At 70.2% G+C, this 14,004-nt stretch carries 15 protein-coding genes and 4 pseudogenes; 18 read left to right on the top strand and 1 reads right to left on the bottom strand.

The window, feature by feature from the left end:
• The 18 genes and pseudogenes from JNW89_RS11885 to JNW89_RS11805 form a co-directional block, all read left to right on the top strand.
• Positions 1-549: precorrin-3B C(17)-methyltransferase (locus JNW89_RS11885; RefSeq protein ID WP_238448958.1), on the top strand; the 549-nt coding region annotated here is incomplete at its 5' end.
• The gene (locus JNW89_RS11880; protein WP_238448957.1) at positions 537-728 is read left to right on the top strand and encodes a 4Fe-4S binding protein; all 192 of its coding nucleotides are present in this window, start codon (positions 537-539) and stop codon (positions 726-728) included. The genes JNW89_RS11885 and JNW89_RS11880, both read left to right, overlap by 13 nt.
• Positions 725-1,810 (top strand): HoxN/HupN/NixA family nickel/cobalt transporter, encoded by a 1,086-nt coding sequence (locus JNW89_RS11875; protein ID WP_238448956.1) that lies wholly within the window; start codon positions 725-727, stop codon positions 1,808-1,810. The genes JNW89_RS11880 and JNW89_RS11875 overlap by 4 nt, the downstream gene beginning before the upstream one ends.
• Positions 1,807-2,402 (top strand): annotated as a pseudogene (locus JNW89_RS11870) (precorrin-8X methylmutase). The gene JNW89_RS11875 and the pseudogene JNW89_RS11870 overlap by 4 nt, the downstream one beginning before the upstream one ends.
• Positions 2,399-3,890: pseudogene (cobA, locus tag JNW89_RS11865) on the top strand (uroporphyrinogen-III C-methyltransferase); the annotation flags it as partial. The pseudogenes JNW89_RS11870 and cobA, both read left to right, overlap by 4 nt.
• A gap of 92 nt (positions 3,891-3,982) precedes the next feature.
• A complete protein-coding gene (locus JNW89_RS11860) occupies positions 3,983-4,219 on the top strand; it encodes a nuclear transport factor 2 family protein (RefSeq protein ID WP_238448955.1) in 237 nt (78 codons plus the stop codon).
• A 125-nt stretch (positions 4,220-4,344) separates the two neighbouring features.
• On the top strand, positions 4,345-5,181 hold the full coding sequence (locus tag JNW89_RS11855) for an aldo/keto reductase (protein ID WP_238448954.1): 837 nt from the start codon (positions 4,345-4,347) through the stop codon (positions 5,179-5,181).
• 109 nt (positions 5,182-5,290) lie between these two features.
• Entirely contained in the window at positions 5,291-6,457 is a 1,167-nt protein-coding gene (locus JNW89_RS11850) for an MFS transporter (protein ID WP_238448953.1), read from the top strand.
• Positions 6,458-6,488: 31 nt separating this feature from the next.
• Positions 6,489-6,698, top strand: a pseudogene (locus tag JNW89_RS38700) (SDR family NAD(P)-dependent oxidoreductase); the annotation flags it as partial.
• Positions 6,699-6,710: 12 nt separating this feature from the next.
• Positions 6,711-7,229 carry a hypothetical protein gene (locus tag JNW89_RS11845; protein ID WP_375155081.1) on the top strand — a complete coding sequence of 173 codons (519 nt, stop codon included), beginning with the start codon at positions 6,711-6,713 and terminating at the stop codon, positions 7,227-7,229.
• A gap of 188 nt (positions 7,230-7,417) precedes the next feature.
• Positions 7,418-8,461 (top strand): NAD(P)-dependent alcohol dehydrogenase, encoded by a 1,044-nt coding sequence (locus tag JNW89_RS11840; RefSeq protein ID WP_238448959.1) that lies wholly within the window; start codon positions 7,418-7,420, stop codon positions 8,459-8,461.
• Between the two features lie 36 nt (positions 8,462-8,497).
• Positions 8,498-9,340: an SDR family oxidoreductase gene (locus JNW89_RS11835; protein ID WP_238448951.1), complete on the top strand. Its 843-nt coding sequence runs from the start codon at positions 8,498-8,500 to the stop codon at positions 9,338-9,340.
• Between the two features lie 131 nt (positions 9,341-9,471).
• Complete coding sequence (locus JNW89_RS11830; protein ID WP_238448950.1) at positions 9,472-9,798, top strand: carboxymuconolactone decarboxylase family protein; 327 nt, start codon at positions 9,472-9,474, stop codon at positions 9,796-9,798.
• 174 nt (positions 9,799-9,972) lie between these two features.
• Positions 9,973-10,953, top strand: a complete 981-nt coding sequence (locus JNW89_RS11825) for an SDR family NAD(P)-dependent oxidoreductase (protein WP_238448949.1) — start codon at positions 9,973-9,975, stop codon at positions 10,951-10,953.
• Between the two features lie 47 nt (positions 10,954-11,000).
• Positions 11,001-11,195, top strand: coding sequence for a hypothetical protein (locus tag JNW89_RS11820; protein ID WP_238448948.1), 195 nt, complete (start codon positions 11,001-11,003; stop codon positions 11,193-11,195).
• 5 nt (positions 11,196-11,200) lie between these two features.
• The gene (locus JNW89_RS11815) at positions 11,201-11,521 is read left to right on the top strand and encodes an NAD(P)-binding protein (RefSeq protein ID WP_238448947.1); all 321 of its coding nucleotides are present in this window, start codon (positions 11,201-11,203) and stop codon (positions 11,519-11,521) included.
• Entirely contained in the window at positions 11,431-12,291 is an 861-nt protein-coding gene (locus tag JNW89_RS37570) for an FAD-dependent monooxygenase (RefSeq protein ID WP_306344845.1), read from the top strand. Before JNW89_RS11815 ends, JNW89_RS37570 begins: the two co-directional genes overlap by 91 nt.
• 50 nt (positions 12,292-12,341) lie before the next feature.
• Positions 12,342-13,358, top strand: coding sequence for an aldo/keto reductase (locus tag JNW89_RS11805; protein ID WP_238448945.1), 1,017 nt, complete (start codon positions 12,342-12,344; stop codon positions 13,356-13,358).
• A gap of 258 nt (positions 13,359-13,616) precedes the next feature.
• On the opposite strand, the pseudogene JNW89_RS11800 reads toward JNW89_RS11805, so the two are convergent.
• Positions 13,617-14,004: pseudogene (locus JNW89_RS11800) on the bottom strand (Fpg/Nei family DNA glycosylase); the annotation flags it as partial.

The raw sequence follows: 14,004 nt of genomic DNA, 5'->3' as shown, positions 1-14,004 counted from the left end.
GACGCCCGCGTCGACGTGGTCGGCGTGCCCGGGGTGACCGCCGGGCTGGCCGCCTCCGCGCTGCTCGGCGCGCCACTCGGGCACGACCACGTCTACCTGGAGTACGCCGACGCCCGCGTCGACGTGGTCGGCGTGCCCGGGGTGACCGCCGGGCTGGCCGCCTCCGCGCTGCTCGGCGCGCCACTCGGGCACGACCACGTCTACCTGAGCCTGTCCGACCTGCACACCCCGTGGGAGGTCATCGTCCGGCGGATCACCGCCGCCGCCGAGGCCGACCTGGTGACGCTGCTCTACAACCCGCGTAGCCGGGCCCGGGACTGGCAGCTCGGCGCGGCGCTGGAGCTGTTCGCCGCGCACCGCCCGCCGGACACCCCGGTCGGCGTGGTGCGCAACGCCAGCCGCGCCGGCGAACGGGTCCACCTGGCCACCCTGGCCACCTTCGACCCGGCCCTGGTCGACATGTACGGCCTGGTGGTCGTCGGCAGCACGCAGACCCGGCTGGTCGCCGGCCGGATGGTCACGCCCCGGGGGTACCGGTGGCGGCGGTGACCATCGGCGGCTGCCAGGGCTGCGGCGCCTGCCTGCTCACCTGCCCGACGCACGCCATCCGGCCGACGCCGGGCGGCCTCACCGTCCGCGACGACCGCTGCACCGGCTGCCTGGAGTGCCTGGAGATCTGCCCGGTGGACGCCATCCGCGCCACCGCCGAACCACGAGGAGACCGATGACTTCGACCCCGACCGCCGCCCCGCCCGTCGGCCGGTGGAGCCGCGCCGAGCGGGTACGCCTCGGCGGCGTGGTGGCCGCCGTCGCCGCCCTGCACGTCGCCGGGTGGAGCCTCTACCTGTACTGGAACGACCAGCCGGCGGCGGCCGGCGGGCTCGCCGGCGCCGGTGCCCTCGCGTACGTGCTCGGGGTGCGGCACGCCTTCGACGCCGACCACATCGCCGCCATCGACGACACCACCCGGCTGATGCTGCTGCGCGGCCGCCGGGCGGTCGGCGTCGGCTTCTTCTTCGCCCTGGGGCACAGCGCGGTGGTGCTGCTGCTCGCCCTGGTGATCGGGCTCGCCTCGGCCACCATGACCGACGGCGGCCTGGCCGGGATCCGCGAGGTCGGCGCCGTCGTCGCGGCGGCCACCGCCACCGCGTTCCTGCTGCTGGTGGCGGTGCTCAACGCGGCGGTACTGGCCGGGATGGCGAAGCTGTGGCGGCGGCTGCGCGCCGGCGCGCTGGACGAGAGTGAACTGGACCTGCTGCTGCTCAACCGGGGCCTGGTGCACCGGATCCTCGGCTCCCGCGCCCGGTCGCTGGTCCGCTCCTCCTGGCACATGGCCCCGGTCGGCTTCCTCTTCGGCCTGGGGCTGGAGACCGCCAGCGAGGTCACCCTGCTGTCGCTGTCGGCGAGCACCGCGGCCGGCGGCGGCCTGCCAGTCCTGGCCCTGCTCACCCTGCCGCTGCTCTTCGCCGCCGGGATGTCCGCCATGGACACCGCCGACAGCCTGCTGATGGCCCGCGCCTACTCGTGGGCGTACCGGCACCCGGCCCGGCGGCTCTGGTACAACCTGGCCACCACCGGGATGACCGTGCTGGTCGGCGCGCTGGTCGCCAGCGTCTACCTGGCCAGCCTGCTGGTCGACCAGCTCGGGCTGACCGCGCTGTCCGGGTACGCCGCGCTGGGCGACCACTTCGAACAGCTCGGCTACGCGGTGGTGCTGCTCTTCGTGCTGGCCTGGGTCGGCGCGGTGGTGCTGTGGAAGCTGCGCGGCCACGACCGGCGCTACGGCAGCGCGGCCGAGGAGCGGGCGTGACCCGCGTCGTGCACCCCATCGAGCGGGAGTCGTACCGCATCCTGCGGGACCGGGTCGACCTGCGCCACCTGCCCCCGCTGAGCCGGGCGGTCACCGAGCGGGTGGTGCACGCCAGCGCCGACCTCGGCTACGTCACCGAGCTGGTCTGCGACGAGGCGGCGCTGGCAGGTGGGCTGGCCGCGCTGCGGGCCGGCGCGCCCATCGTGGCCGACGTCTGGATGGTCGCCGCCGGGATCACCGGGGCCGGTCGGGACATCGTCTGCCCGGTCGCCGAGCCGGCCGCCGCCGAACTGGCCCGCGACACCGGCCTGACCCGCTCCGCGGCGGCGGTGCGCATCGCCCTGGACCGGGTCGGGCCGGTGCCGTCTGGGTGGTCGGCTGCGCGCCGACCGCGCTGGCCGAACTGATCACGCTCGACGCGGCGCCGGCCCTGGTGGTCGGGCTGCCGGTCGGCTTCGTCGGTGCCGCCGAGAGCAAGGCGGCGCTGCGGGCCAGCGGCCTGCCCGCCGTGTCCAACGTCGGCGAGAAGGGTGGCTCGGCGGTCGCCGCCGCCGCCCTCAACGCCCTGCTGTACCAGGAGGAGGCGGCATGACCGCGCTGGTCATCGTCGGGCACGGCACGCGCAGCGCGGCCGGGGTCGACCAGTTCACCGCGCTCGTCGACCGGGTCCGCCGGCGTGCCGCCGGCAGCGTCGGCGACGTCGAGGGCGGCTTCATCGAGCTGTCCCGCCCGCCGCTGACCGACGCGGTCGGCGCGCTGGCCGGCCGGGGCCACCGGTCGCTGGTGGCGCTGCCGCTGGTGCTCACCGCCGCCGGGCACGGCAAGGGCGACATCCCCGCCGCGCTGGCCCGCGAGCAGGACCGCCACCCCGGCCTGACCTACCGCTACGGGCGCCGCTCGGGCCGCACCCGCTGCTGCTCACCGCCCTGGCGGAGCGGATCGACGCCGCCCTGGCCGGGGACGACCGGGCCGGCACCTGGGTGGCGCTGATCGGCCGGGGCTCCACCGACCCGGACGCCAACGCCGAGGTGGCGAAGGTGGCCCGGCTGCTCTGGGAGGGGCGCGGCTACGCCGGGGTCGAACCGGGCTTCGTCTCCCTGGCCGAGCCGTCCGTGCCGGCGGTGCTGAAGCGGCTGCGCCGGCTCGGCGCCCGGCGGATCGTGGTCGCCCCGTACTTCCTCTTCGCCGGGGTGCTGCCGGACCGGATCGTCGCCCGGTCGACCGAGTTCGCCGCCGCCCACCCCGACCTGGACGTGCGGGTGGCCGACCTGATCGGCGACTGCGACGCGCTGGCCGACCTGGTGCTGGAACGGCACGCCGAGGCGCTGCGCGGGGACATCCGGATGAACTGCGACACCTGCGCGTACCGGGTGCTGATGCCGGGCTTCGCCGACAAGGTGGGCCGGCCGCAGACCCCGCACGACCACCCCGACGACCCGGTGGGCGGCCACCATCACCACCACCACGGGGACGACCACCACGGGCACCACCACCACGGCCAGGACGCTGGTCTGCGCCCGGGGCAGGTCGCCGTGGTGGGCGGCGGCCCCGGCCCGGACGACCTGATCACGGTACGGGGGCGGGCGCTCCTGGACGCCGCGGACGTGGTGGTGGCCGACCGGCTGGCCCCGCAGGGCCTGCTCGCCGGGCTGCGCCCCGGGGTGCTGGTGGTCGACGCGGCGAAGGTGCCGCGCGGGCCGTCGATGGGGCAGGACACCATCAACGACACCCTGATCGCGCACGCCCGCGCCGGCCGGCGGGTGGTCCGGCTCAAGGGCGGTGACCCGTACGTCTTCGGCCGGGGCCACGAGGAGGTCCAGGCCTGCGCGGCGGCCGGGGTCCAGACGGTGCTGGTGCCAGGGGTGAGCAGCGCGGTCGCCGCGCCGGCCCTGGCCGGGGTGCGGTGACCCACCGGGGCGTCGCGCACGAGTTCACCGTCGTCTCCGGCCACCTGCCGCCCGGGCACCCGGACTCCCTGGTGGACTGGGCGGCGCTGGGCCGGGCCCGGGGCACCCTGGTGCTGCTGATGGCGGTCGACACGGTGCAGAAGGTCGCGGCGGTGCTGGTCGAGCACGGCCGGGTGATCTGCCACGGCGCCGCGGAGCATCTCGCTGCCCTCGAGGTAATTCGTGTCTACGGTGACCGGCTCGGCACCCGGCATGTGGTGAGCACTTGATCATCGACGTCGCGGAGGACGGGGCAACCGCTCAAAGCGTCTCGTACGTCGACTCGATCCAGGTAACCGAGGACTTCCCGCTGCAGCTGATCTTCCAGGGGCATTACATCGACACGTTCGTATTCGAAGAGGGCTCGTGGCGTTTTCACGAGCGAGTTGTCGATGCTGACGGCGTCGGCGACATGCGCGCCCACCACAAGCCCGCAACGGGTGTCACGGCGGAGGCCTCCTGAGCACGGCGCCGGCCATCCTGCGACTGGACATCCTGTCGTGGCAGTGGGCCCCGACTTCAACATTGAACCGATAAATGGAAAGAGAAGAAGTGTCGTCGACAGTTACGTTCAACAATGGTGTCACCATGCCCGCGATCGGCTTGGGCGTGTTCCAGACCGCTCCGGAGGAGACGGTCACCGCGGTGCAGACGGCGCTGGAGCTCGGGTACCGACACATCGACACCGCCGTCGCCTACTTCAACGAGCGGGAGGTTGGTGAGGGCCTGCGCCGCTCGGGGGTGCCGCGGGAAGAGGTGTTCATCGAAACCAAGGTGTGGGTCACGGACTACGGGTACGAGGAGACGCTGCACGCGTTCGAGAAAAGTGCCAAGAAGCTCGGCGTCGAGCAGCTGGATCTGCTGCTCTTGCACCAGCCGTTGACCGCGAAGTTCGAGCGCACGATCCAGGCATACAAGGCGCTGGAGAAGCTCCTGGCCGACGGGGCTGTTCGTGCCATCGGCGTGAGCAACCTCGTGCCGACCCGCCTCGACGCACTGCTCGCGGAGACCGATGTCGTGCCGGCGGTCAACCAGGTCGAACTGCACCCGTACAACATCCGTGCCGAGCTGCAGGCGAAAAACACCGAACACGGCATCCTTACCCAGGCGTGGTCCCCGATCGGTGGTATCCGCAGCTACAACGGTGAGCCCACCAACCCGCTGAACGACACCACGATCCGCGCCATCGGCGAGGGCTACGGCAAGACGAATGCGCAGGTCATTCTGCGCTGGCACATCCAGCAGGGCCGCTCAGCTATCCCGAAGTCCATCAACGCCGAACGCATCGCCGAGAACTTCGACGTATTCGACTTCGAGCTGACCAACGATGAGCTGGCACGCATCGATGCCTTGGACACCGGCGACACCCTCGACATCGACAACCTCGACGTCGAGTCCTTCGGCATCGTCATCGACGAGGCCTGAGCATCACCTCACCCCACGGGCGGGCCACATCTGACTCAACCGCCGTGAGTGTCACGCAAAATCAGGAACGGAAATCATGACGACCACAACAACTCACTCCACCAGTGGCATGACACGCACGCGGACCACCATCTTCGCGATCGCCGGCGGTCTCGCCGTCGGAAACCTCTACTGGGCGCAGCCCCTCATCGAGGAGATCGGGCGCTCGCTCAACGTGTCCTCCGCTGTCGCCGCCTCGCTGGTGACAGTCACGCAGATCGGTTACGCGCTCGGCATCTTCCTGATCGTCCCCCTTGGCGATGTTCTCGACCGCAAGCGGATGATCCCCCTGATCCTCGGCCTGTCAGCGCTCGCACTTGTCGGTGCGGCCGTCGCCCCCACCTTCTCTCTCCTGCTCGCCGCGCTCGGCGGGGTGGGCCTGACCACGGTCTCCGCGCAGCTCCTGACCCCGCTCGCCAGCGAGTTGGCGCCACCTGACCAACGCGGCCGTGTGCTGGGAACCATCGCCTCCGGAGCCCTCATCGGCGTGCTCCTGTCCCGCACGGTCAGTGGAGCCGTTGCAGAGTTCATCGGCTGGCGCGCCATCTACGTCTTCGCCGCGATCCTCACCGTCGCTCTCGCCGTCGTGTTGTCGTTCCTGATCCCGCAGCTTGAGAAGCGCCCGGCAGTGAACTACTTCCGACTGCTCGGGTCCGTCTTCACCACCGTCGCCCAGCACCGCGCCGCCGGGCCCACGATCCTCATCAGCGCCGCCGGTTTCTCCGTGTTCTCCCTGTTCTGGACCTCGCTGACCTACCTGCTGTCCGCCCCGCCGTTCTCCTTCACCGTCGGCCAGATCGGCCTGTTCGGCCTCGCGGGCCTCGTGGGCGCAGTCGCCGCGCGCCGCGCCGGCATGCTCCACGACCGCGGCTGGTCGGTACCCGCCTCCGGTATCGCGCTCGGCCTGCTGGCCGCCTCCTTCGTCGGCGCCTGGCTGGCACAGTCGTCCGTGATCGCCCTGGTCCTGGTCGTGATCGTGCTGGACCTCGCCGCGCAGGCCAACCTCGTACTCAGCCAGACCCGGCTGCTGTCGCTGCCCGGCCAGAACCGGAGCCGCCTGAACACCGCGATCGTGGTCAGCAACTTCATCGGCGGCGCGATCGGCTCCGCCATCGCCGGACCGCTATGGGCCACCGGCGGGTGGACCGCCATCACCGGCACCGCCCTGGCCATCATCACCATCGCGCTCACGATCTGGGTCTTCACCCGCCGCGGCCCGCTCATCGACCAGAACTGACAACGTCCGACAACAGCAAGGAAACCGTCGAATGTCCCACATCTTCATCACCGGGTCGGTCGAAGGCCTCGGCCGGAACGCCGCCCTCGACCTCCTCCGCGACGGACACGAACTCGTGCTTCATGCGCGCAATCCCCGCCGGGCCGAGGCGTTGAGCGACCTGACCACGCGCGGCGTCCGCGTCGTGGTCGGAGATCTCAGTCACGACGACGACGTTCGCGCTGTTGCTGAGCAGGTGAACAGCCTGGGCCGTATGGACGCCGTCATCCACAACGCCGGGGTCGTTGACGGGGCCGCGGTGCTGCCCGTGAACGTCGTCGCCCCCTACCTTCTGACGGCCCTGATCGAGCGCCCGAGCCGGCTGGTGTACCTCAGCAGTGGTATGCACAGCGGTGGGCGGGCCGATCTGACCGGGGCGGACTGGTCCGGGACCCGTGCCACCAAGACGTACTCGGACTCGAAGCTGTTCGTCACCGCGTTCGCGATGTTCGTCGCCCGTACCTGGCCCGACGTCTTCAGCAACGCGGTGGATCCCGGCTGGGTGCCCACCCGCATGGGCGGATCCGGGGCATCGGACGACCTTCGAGAAGGCCACCTCACCCAGGCCTGGCTGGCGGGGAGCGACGACCCCGGCGCCAAGGTCACCGGCGGGTACTGGCACCACATGCACCAGCAGTCACCCCACCCGGCGACCCGGAACGAGGGCTTCCAGGACGAGCTGATCTCCCAGCTCGCCGACCACACCGGCGTCGCCCTGCCGACCACCCGCTGACAGGTCAGCTCGGTCGGAGCAGCTGGACAGAGCGTCCCCTGACCGCATTGCTGACGCAGGGCACCAGGACCCCGCCGACCCGACTCGAGCAGATCGGCGGACTCATCCGGACGGCCCGCACCATCGCGGTCGGCGATGTCGAAGGCGTGCTCGTCGACCAAGTCTCAGCCACACCACGAAGGAGAATGATGCTCACCGTCAACGCGTACGCCGCCCCCTCGGCCACCGAACCGCTCGGTCCCACGACCATTCAGCGCCGTGATCTGGGTCCTCACGATGTGCTGATCGACATCGCCTACGCCGGAATCTGCCACTCCGACATCCACACCGTGCGCGGCCACTGGGGACCCATCACCTACCCGCAGGTCGTCGGCCACGAGATCGTCGGATTCGTTCGTGAGATCGGCTCCGAGGTGACCAAGCACACGGTCGGCGATCGAGTCGGCGTCGGCTGCGAGTCGAACTCGTGCGGGCACTGCGAACAGTGCCGCAAGGGCGAAGAGGTCTACTGCCTCAACACCGCGGTGCAGACCTACGCCGCTGAGGACTACGACGGCACCATCACCCAGGGCGGCTACTCCCAGGCCATCGTCGTCAACGAGAACTTCGTGCTGCGCGTGCCCGAGTCGCTTCCCCTGGAGAAGGTCGCCCCGCTGCTGTGTGCGGGTATCACGCTCTACTCGCCGTTGAAGCACTGGAACGCCGGCCCCGGCACGAAGGTCGCCGTCGTCGGGATGGGGGGCCTCGGCCACGTCGGTGTGAAGCTCGCCCACGCACTCGGCGCCGAGGTCACCGTGCTGTCACAGAGCCTGTCGAAAGAGGAGGACGGCAAGCGGTTCGGCGCCGACCACTACTACGCCACCAGCGACCCCGAGACGTTCGAGAAGCTCGCCGGCGAGTTCGACCTCGTCCTGAACACCGTCTCAGCGAAGCTCGACATCGCCCGATACGTGAACCTGCTCGCCGTCGATGGAACGCTCGTGCTGCTCGGTGCGCCGTCGGAGAACATCAGTCTTCCCGCGATGCCCCTCATCGGCGGCCGCCGCTCGATCTCCGGATCGGCCAACGGAGGCATCCCGATCACGCAGAAGATGCTCGACTTCTGCGCCGAGCACGACGTGCTCCCCGAGACTGAGCTCATCGACGCCGACCAGATCAACGAGGCCTACGAGCGCGTGCTGTCCTCCGACGTGCGCTACCGCTTCGTGATCGACGCCAAGAGCTTCGCGTAACGCCCGATCCCCGAACCCACGAAAGGAAGATCTTTTATGACCACCGATTCCACCTCTGCGAAGCGCACCTGGCTCATCACCGGGGTGTCCAGCGGCTTCGGTCGGGAGCTCGCCGAGCAGCTGCTCCGGCGGGGTGACCGGGTCGTCGGCACCGTGCGCAAGCCGGAGGCTGTCGCGGACCTGCAGGAGCAGTACGGGGACGCCTTCCGCGTCGAGCTGCTCGACGTCACGGACGCCGCCGCCGTGCGCTCGACCGTCGACCGCGCCTTCCGGGACACCGACCGCATCGACGTCGTGGTCAGCAACGCCGGCTACGGGCTGTTCGGCGCCGCGGAAGAGCTCTCCGACGATCAGATCACGCAGATCATCGACACCAACCTGTTCGGCTCGATCCAGACGATCCGCGCTGCGCTGCCACACCTTCGGGCGCAGGGCGGGGGACGGATCATCCAGATCTCCAGCTACGGCGGGCAGGTCACCTTCCCCGGATCGTCGATGTATCACGCCACGAAGTGGGGCATCGAAGGGTTTGCGGAGTCGGTCTCGCAGGAGGTCGCCCCGTTCGGCATCGGTGTGACGATCGTCGAGCCCGGTGCAGCGCGCACCGAGTTCCTTGGAAGCAGCGCGCAGATCGCCGACGAGCTCGCCGCCTACGAGGGCAACCCTGCTCACGCGTTCCGCGCACTGATCGGCGTCGACGCGCTCGGCGACACGAGCAAGATGGTCGCCGCGATGATCGACAGCGTCGAGGTCGAACCCGCGCCGCTGCGACTGCTGCTCGGCTCGGACGCCTACGGCGCGACGCACCAGGTCCTGCAGGATCGCCTCACCGCGCTCGAGGCGCAGGAGCAGCTCGCGTCGTCCACAGACGCCGACTGACCTCCGGCTGGAGCAGCGCCATGAACCGCTGCTTCAGCGATCAGCAGGGCCCGTCCTCCCGGACGGCCTTGCATCTCTCCGACCGACCGACTGACCGACCACTCAACCGCACCTGATGAAAGAGGATTCTCATGACTGACCAGCCCAAGCAGGTCGGCGGCGGACGCCGCATGTTCGACGACTTCGCTCCGAAGCTCGCCGCCCTCACCGATGACGTGCTGTTCGAGGACGTCTGGAACCGTCCCGAGCTCTCGGCCCGTGATCGCAGCCTCATCACCGTCGCGGTGCTCGCCGCCGGCGGCCACCTCCCGCAGCTCGAGTTCCACCTCGGACGCGCGGTCGAGAACGGCGTGACCCAGGAAGAGCTCGTCGAAGCACTGACCCATGTCACCTTCTACGCCGGCTGGCCCTATGGGATGGCCGCGATGGGAGTCGCGAAGAAGGTGTTCACCGAGTAGCGGCGGCCCCGACCAGCAGGACGGCGCAGGGTGGCCAGGCCCGCCGAACCCGCACAGAAATTCTGAAGGGTCTGCGCCGTCATGCAGAGCCGCACGGGCCTCGTGCCCGTGCGGCTCTCTTCCTGAGCCTGCCCGAACGCCTGCGAAACCCCGAGCCAGAAGAGGAAGTACGGCATGCGCACTACCGAAATCACCCGACGATCCCTCCTCCTTTCCGGTGTCATGGTTGGCGTGGGCGTGCTCGCAGCCTGCAGCGGGACTGAGCCCTTGCCGCAGAACTCTCCTTCTGTCCCCATGCCCTCCGATCCGCCCCAGCCGCAGGGCGACCGCTACGGCGTCGATGTGTACAACACGCAGGCGGTCGCCGACGAGCTCGTCTACATCGACGAGAACGTCCGGCCACTCGATCGTGAGCCGAAGCGCGTGCTCATCACCGGTTCAACCGCCGGCGCCGGCCAGCTCGCCGCCGCCTACCTCTTGAAGCGCGGCCACACGGTCGTGGCCCACGCCCGCAATGCCCAACGCGCCGCCGACGTGCGCCGCGACCTACCGGGGCTGCAGGACGTGGTGATCGGCGATCTCCGGCATCTCGATGAGACCCGGACGCTCGCTGAGCAGATCAATGCACTCGGAGAGTTCGACGTGATCATCCACAACGCTGGCGAGTACGGCCTGTCCGGCCCCGAGCTCCTCAGAGCCAACTCGCTGTCGCCGTACCTGCTCACCGCGCTGGTCACCCCGCCGCAGCAGCTGTCATATCTTTCTTCTAACCAACACCTCGGCGGCGGTCTCAGGCTCGACCAGGTCCGTTCTGGCGGCGGCATCAGCTACTCGGACAGCAAGCTGCACATGGCGATGATCGCGATCGCCGTCGCCCGGCTCCGACCCGAGTCTCAGGTCAACGTGCTCCATCCCGGCTGGATCCCCACGTGGATGGCCCTCCAGGACGGGCCGTATAGCCGGGACGACCTGCGCGCCGGTTACATGACTCAGGTGTGGCTGGCCGAAGGCGTCGAGGCCGGTAGTGACATCACCGGCAAGTACCTCTTCCACCAGCAGATCGAGACCCGGGTCAATGATCTCGTGCACGACGAGGACGCTCAGGACCAGCTGCTCGCGGCCCACGCCGAGCAGACCGGAGTGCGGCTGAGCTGACCTGCGGCGCATCACCCCGCCGCGTCGCTCTGGACACCACTTGAAGAATGGAACACCGCATGCGACATCGCGAATTCAGCATCGCCGCCTCCCGTGACCGCGGAGGGCGACCCGTCAACGACTTCCAGCGCGTCCATCGCGGCGCCGCCCCCGGTCAGCTGGAGATCGAGACGGGCGGCTGCGGCCGCCGCGCGCCGACCAGGATCGCGCGTGCGCACGCACTCGCGTTCCCGGAAGCGTGAGCACGGTGTCGGACACGACGGTGGTCCGCCGCGGTCACCTGCGTGCAGTGATCGTCGGTGGCTCCCTCGCGGGCCTCGTCAGCGCCCTCGCGCTGGCCCGAGAGGATGTCGAGGTCACGGTGCTCGAGCGTTCGAACCCCGCCCCGCGCCTCGGTGGCGGTCTCGGCGTGGACGGATCGCTGCTGGCCCGGGTCACCGGGGTCACCGGGTTCGTCGGCAACTCGCCGCTCTCCGCATGGCGGCGCCCTGGACCGCCGTACGCGAAGCGCTGCGCGAAGCCGCAGAGTCGGACCCCCGGATCGAACTGCACCACGACCTCCACGTGAGCGACGTGGGGCAGGACGCGAAGCGCGCCTGGGCGGTGTCCAAGGACGGCAGGCGATTCGACGGCGACCTGCTGCTCGGCGCCGACGGGCATCGAAGCCTGCTCCGTCGGCACGTGGCCCCTGAGCGGCCCGACGCGGACTACGCCGGCTACGTCATCTGGCTCGGGATGGTGGACGAGGCCGCGCTGTCCTACCCTGGCCGACGCCCGACCTCCTGGGACATGCTGGACGTCGACGGGGACATCCTCTTCGGCATCCCGCTGGCCGGGCCGGACGGCTCGACCGATGCGGGCCGCGGGCGCATCGGGTGGGCCTGGTACGACGCGAGGCGCAACGACCTGCTGCAGCGGACCGGTGCTGTGGCCGACGGGGTGGTGCAGCACTCGGTCCGTGCCCGGGACCTGCCCGACCAGACGTTGGCGGAGCTGGCGAAGGAGGCTCGTCGGTGGCCTCGGCCCTGGCGCGACGCGATCCTGCACAGCATCGCGGAACGCGACGTGCTCGGTACCCCGATCGCCGAGTACGTGCCGCTTCGATTGGTCTCCGGTCGCCTCGCGCTGGTCGGGAACGCCGCGCACGTACCGACGCCGATGACGGGGCAGGGGTTCGACGCCTCCGTCCTCGACGCGGAGACCCTCGCTCGGGAGCTGCGGGCTGCGGCCGCGGGCGATGTCCCGGCGCGGCTCGAGAGGTACGAGCGCATCCGCCTCGACGACGTGCAACGACTGGTCCGCGGAGGACAGCGCTTCAGCCGGTCCTTCGCCGGCTGAGATCACCGACGACCGTCGGTGAAGCAGGACCGAACGAAAGGAAGAAGACCATGGAACGACGACTGCTGGGCCGCACTGGCGTGTCCGTCAGCCCGCTCGCCCTGGGCGCGATGATGTTCGGCGCTTGGGGCAACAACGATCGGAAGGCCTCGGGCGGGATCATTCACCGAGCGCTGGACGCGGGTATCAACTTCATCGACACCGCCGACCTATACGCCGGCGGAGAATCCGAGGAGATCGTCGGGGAGGCGCTGCGGGGCCGGCGCGACGACGTGGTGCTCGCCACGAAGTTCTCCATGCCGATGGGCGACGACCCGAACCATCGCGGCGGTTCACGCCGCTGGATCGTACGCGCGGTAGAGAGCTCCCTCCGTCGGCTGAAAACCGACTACATCGACCTCTACCAGATGCACCGTTCCGACCCGGACGTCGACATCGAGGAGACGCTCGCCGCCCTCAGCGACCTCGTCCACCAGGGCAAGGTGCGGTACATCGGGTCGTCGACCTACTCCGCGGGCCAGATCGTGGAGGCGCAGTGGGCTGCCAGCCAGGGCGGTTTCCAGCGGTTCGTCACCGAGCAGCCGCCCTACTCGATCCTGACGCGGGAGGTCGAGCAGGACGTGCTGCCGACCGCGCAGCGACACGGCATGGGGACGCTGACCTACAGTCCGCTCGCTGCCGGCTGGCTCTCCGGGTCATGGACGAAGGATTCGTCGCCCACCTCGCCGGCGCGCAAGCGCATGGCCGGGCGGTTCGACATGACCCTGCCCGCCAACCAGCGCAAGCTCGAGGTCGTCGAGCAGCTCGCGGCCGTCGCGGACGATGCGGGAATCAGCATGATCGAGCTGGCGATCGGCTTCGTCCTCCGCCACCCTGGCGTGACCTCTGCGATCGTCGGGCCGCGGACGCTCGAGCAGCTCGAATCGCAGCTTCCGGCCGCCGACGTCGTACTCAGCGATGAGGTGCTCGACCGGATCGACGAGATCGCGACCCCTGGGGTCACGATCAACCCGCAGGACACCAGCTACGGTGATCGCGAGCTCGCTCCGCAGGCCCGGCGGCGCTGAACACCTTCGGTGCGCACACCACGCGCACCGAGACCGGCCCGCGCGCCCGCCGCTCGACCTCCATCGAGACACGCGTCCTGTCATCTGGGAGCTACTTGTCACTTCGCCGTAGCTTCGGGAGAACAGGGCCTCAAAGAGGGGTGGCGGTTTATTGGATAACCGGTAATGACAAGCCAATAATTAGCTTGGACATAACGGGCAAAGCTGCGATGCATCATAATGTCTGTTCTGTTGTACTCCGGTTTGTGCGGCAGCGGGTCAGGCGGGCGGCTGGTCGACCGGGCAGGCGTACGCCGCGCGACCGCCCAGCTGCCACACCCGCACCGGCGCACCGCAGCGCCGGCACGCCTGCCGCTTGTACACCCAGCGCTCGTCCGGGGCGGCCGGATCGCTGACCACCTGGCCGGTGTCGCGGCCCAGCGCCAGGTATCGCACCGCGAGCTCCCACAACCGCCGCGCCGGCTCCGACCCGACGCTTCGCGCGTCGGGGTCGAGACCGGCGAGGAAGAGCAGCTCGGCGCGCCAGGCGTTGCCGATGCCGGCCCAGACCGCCTGGTCCAGCACGGCGGCGCCGACCGCGCCGCGCACCGCGACCAGCCGGCGCACCGCCTCCGCCGCGTCGGCGTCGGCCCGCAGCGGGTCCGGC

It is taken from the genome of Micromonospora sp. 4G55 (assembly GCF_016803375.1).
Note: the sequence above shows the minus strand (reverse complement) of the source record. Positions and strands in the feature narration are given on the sequence as shown.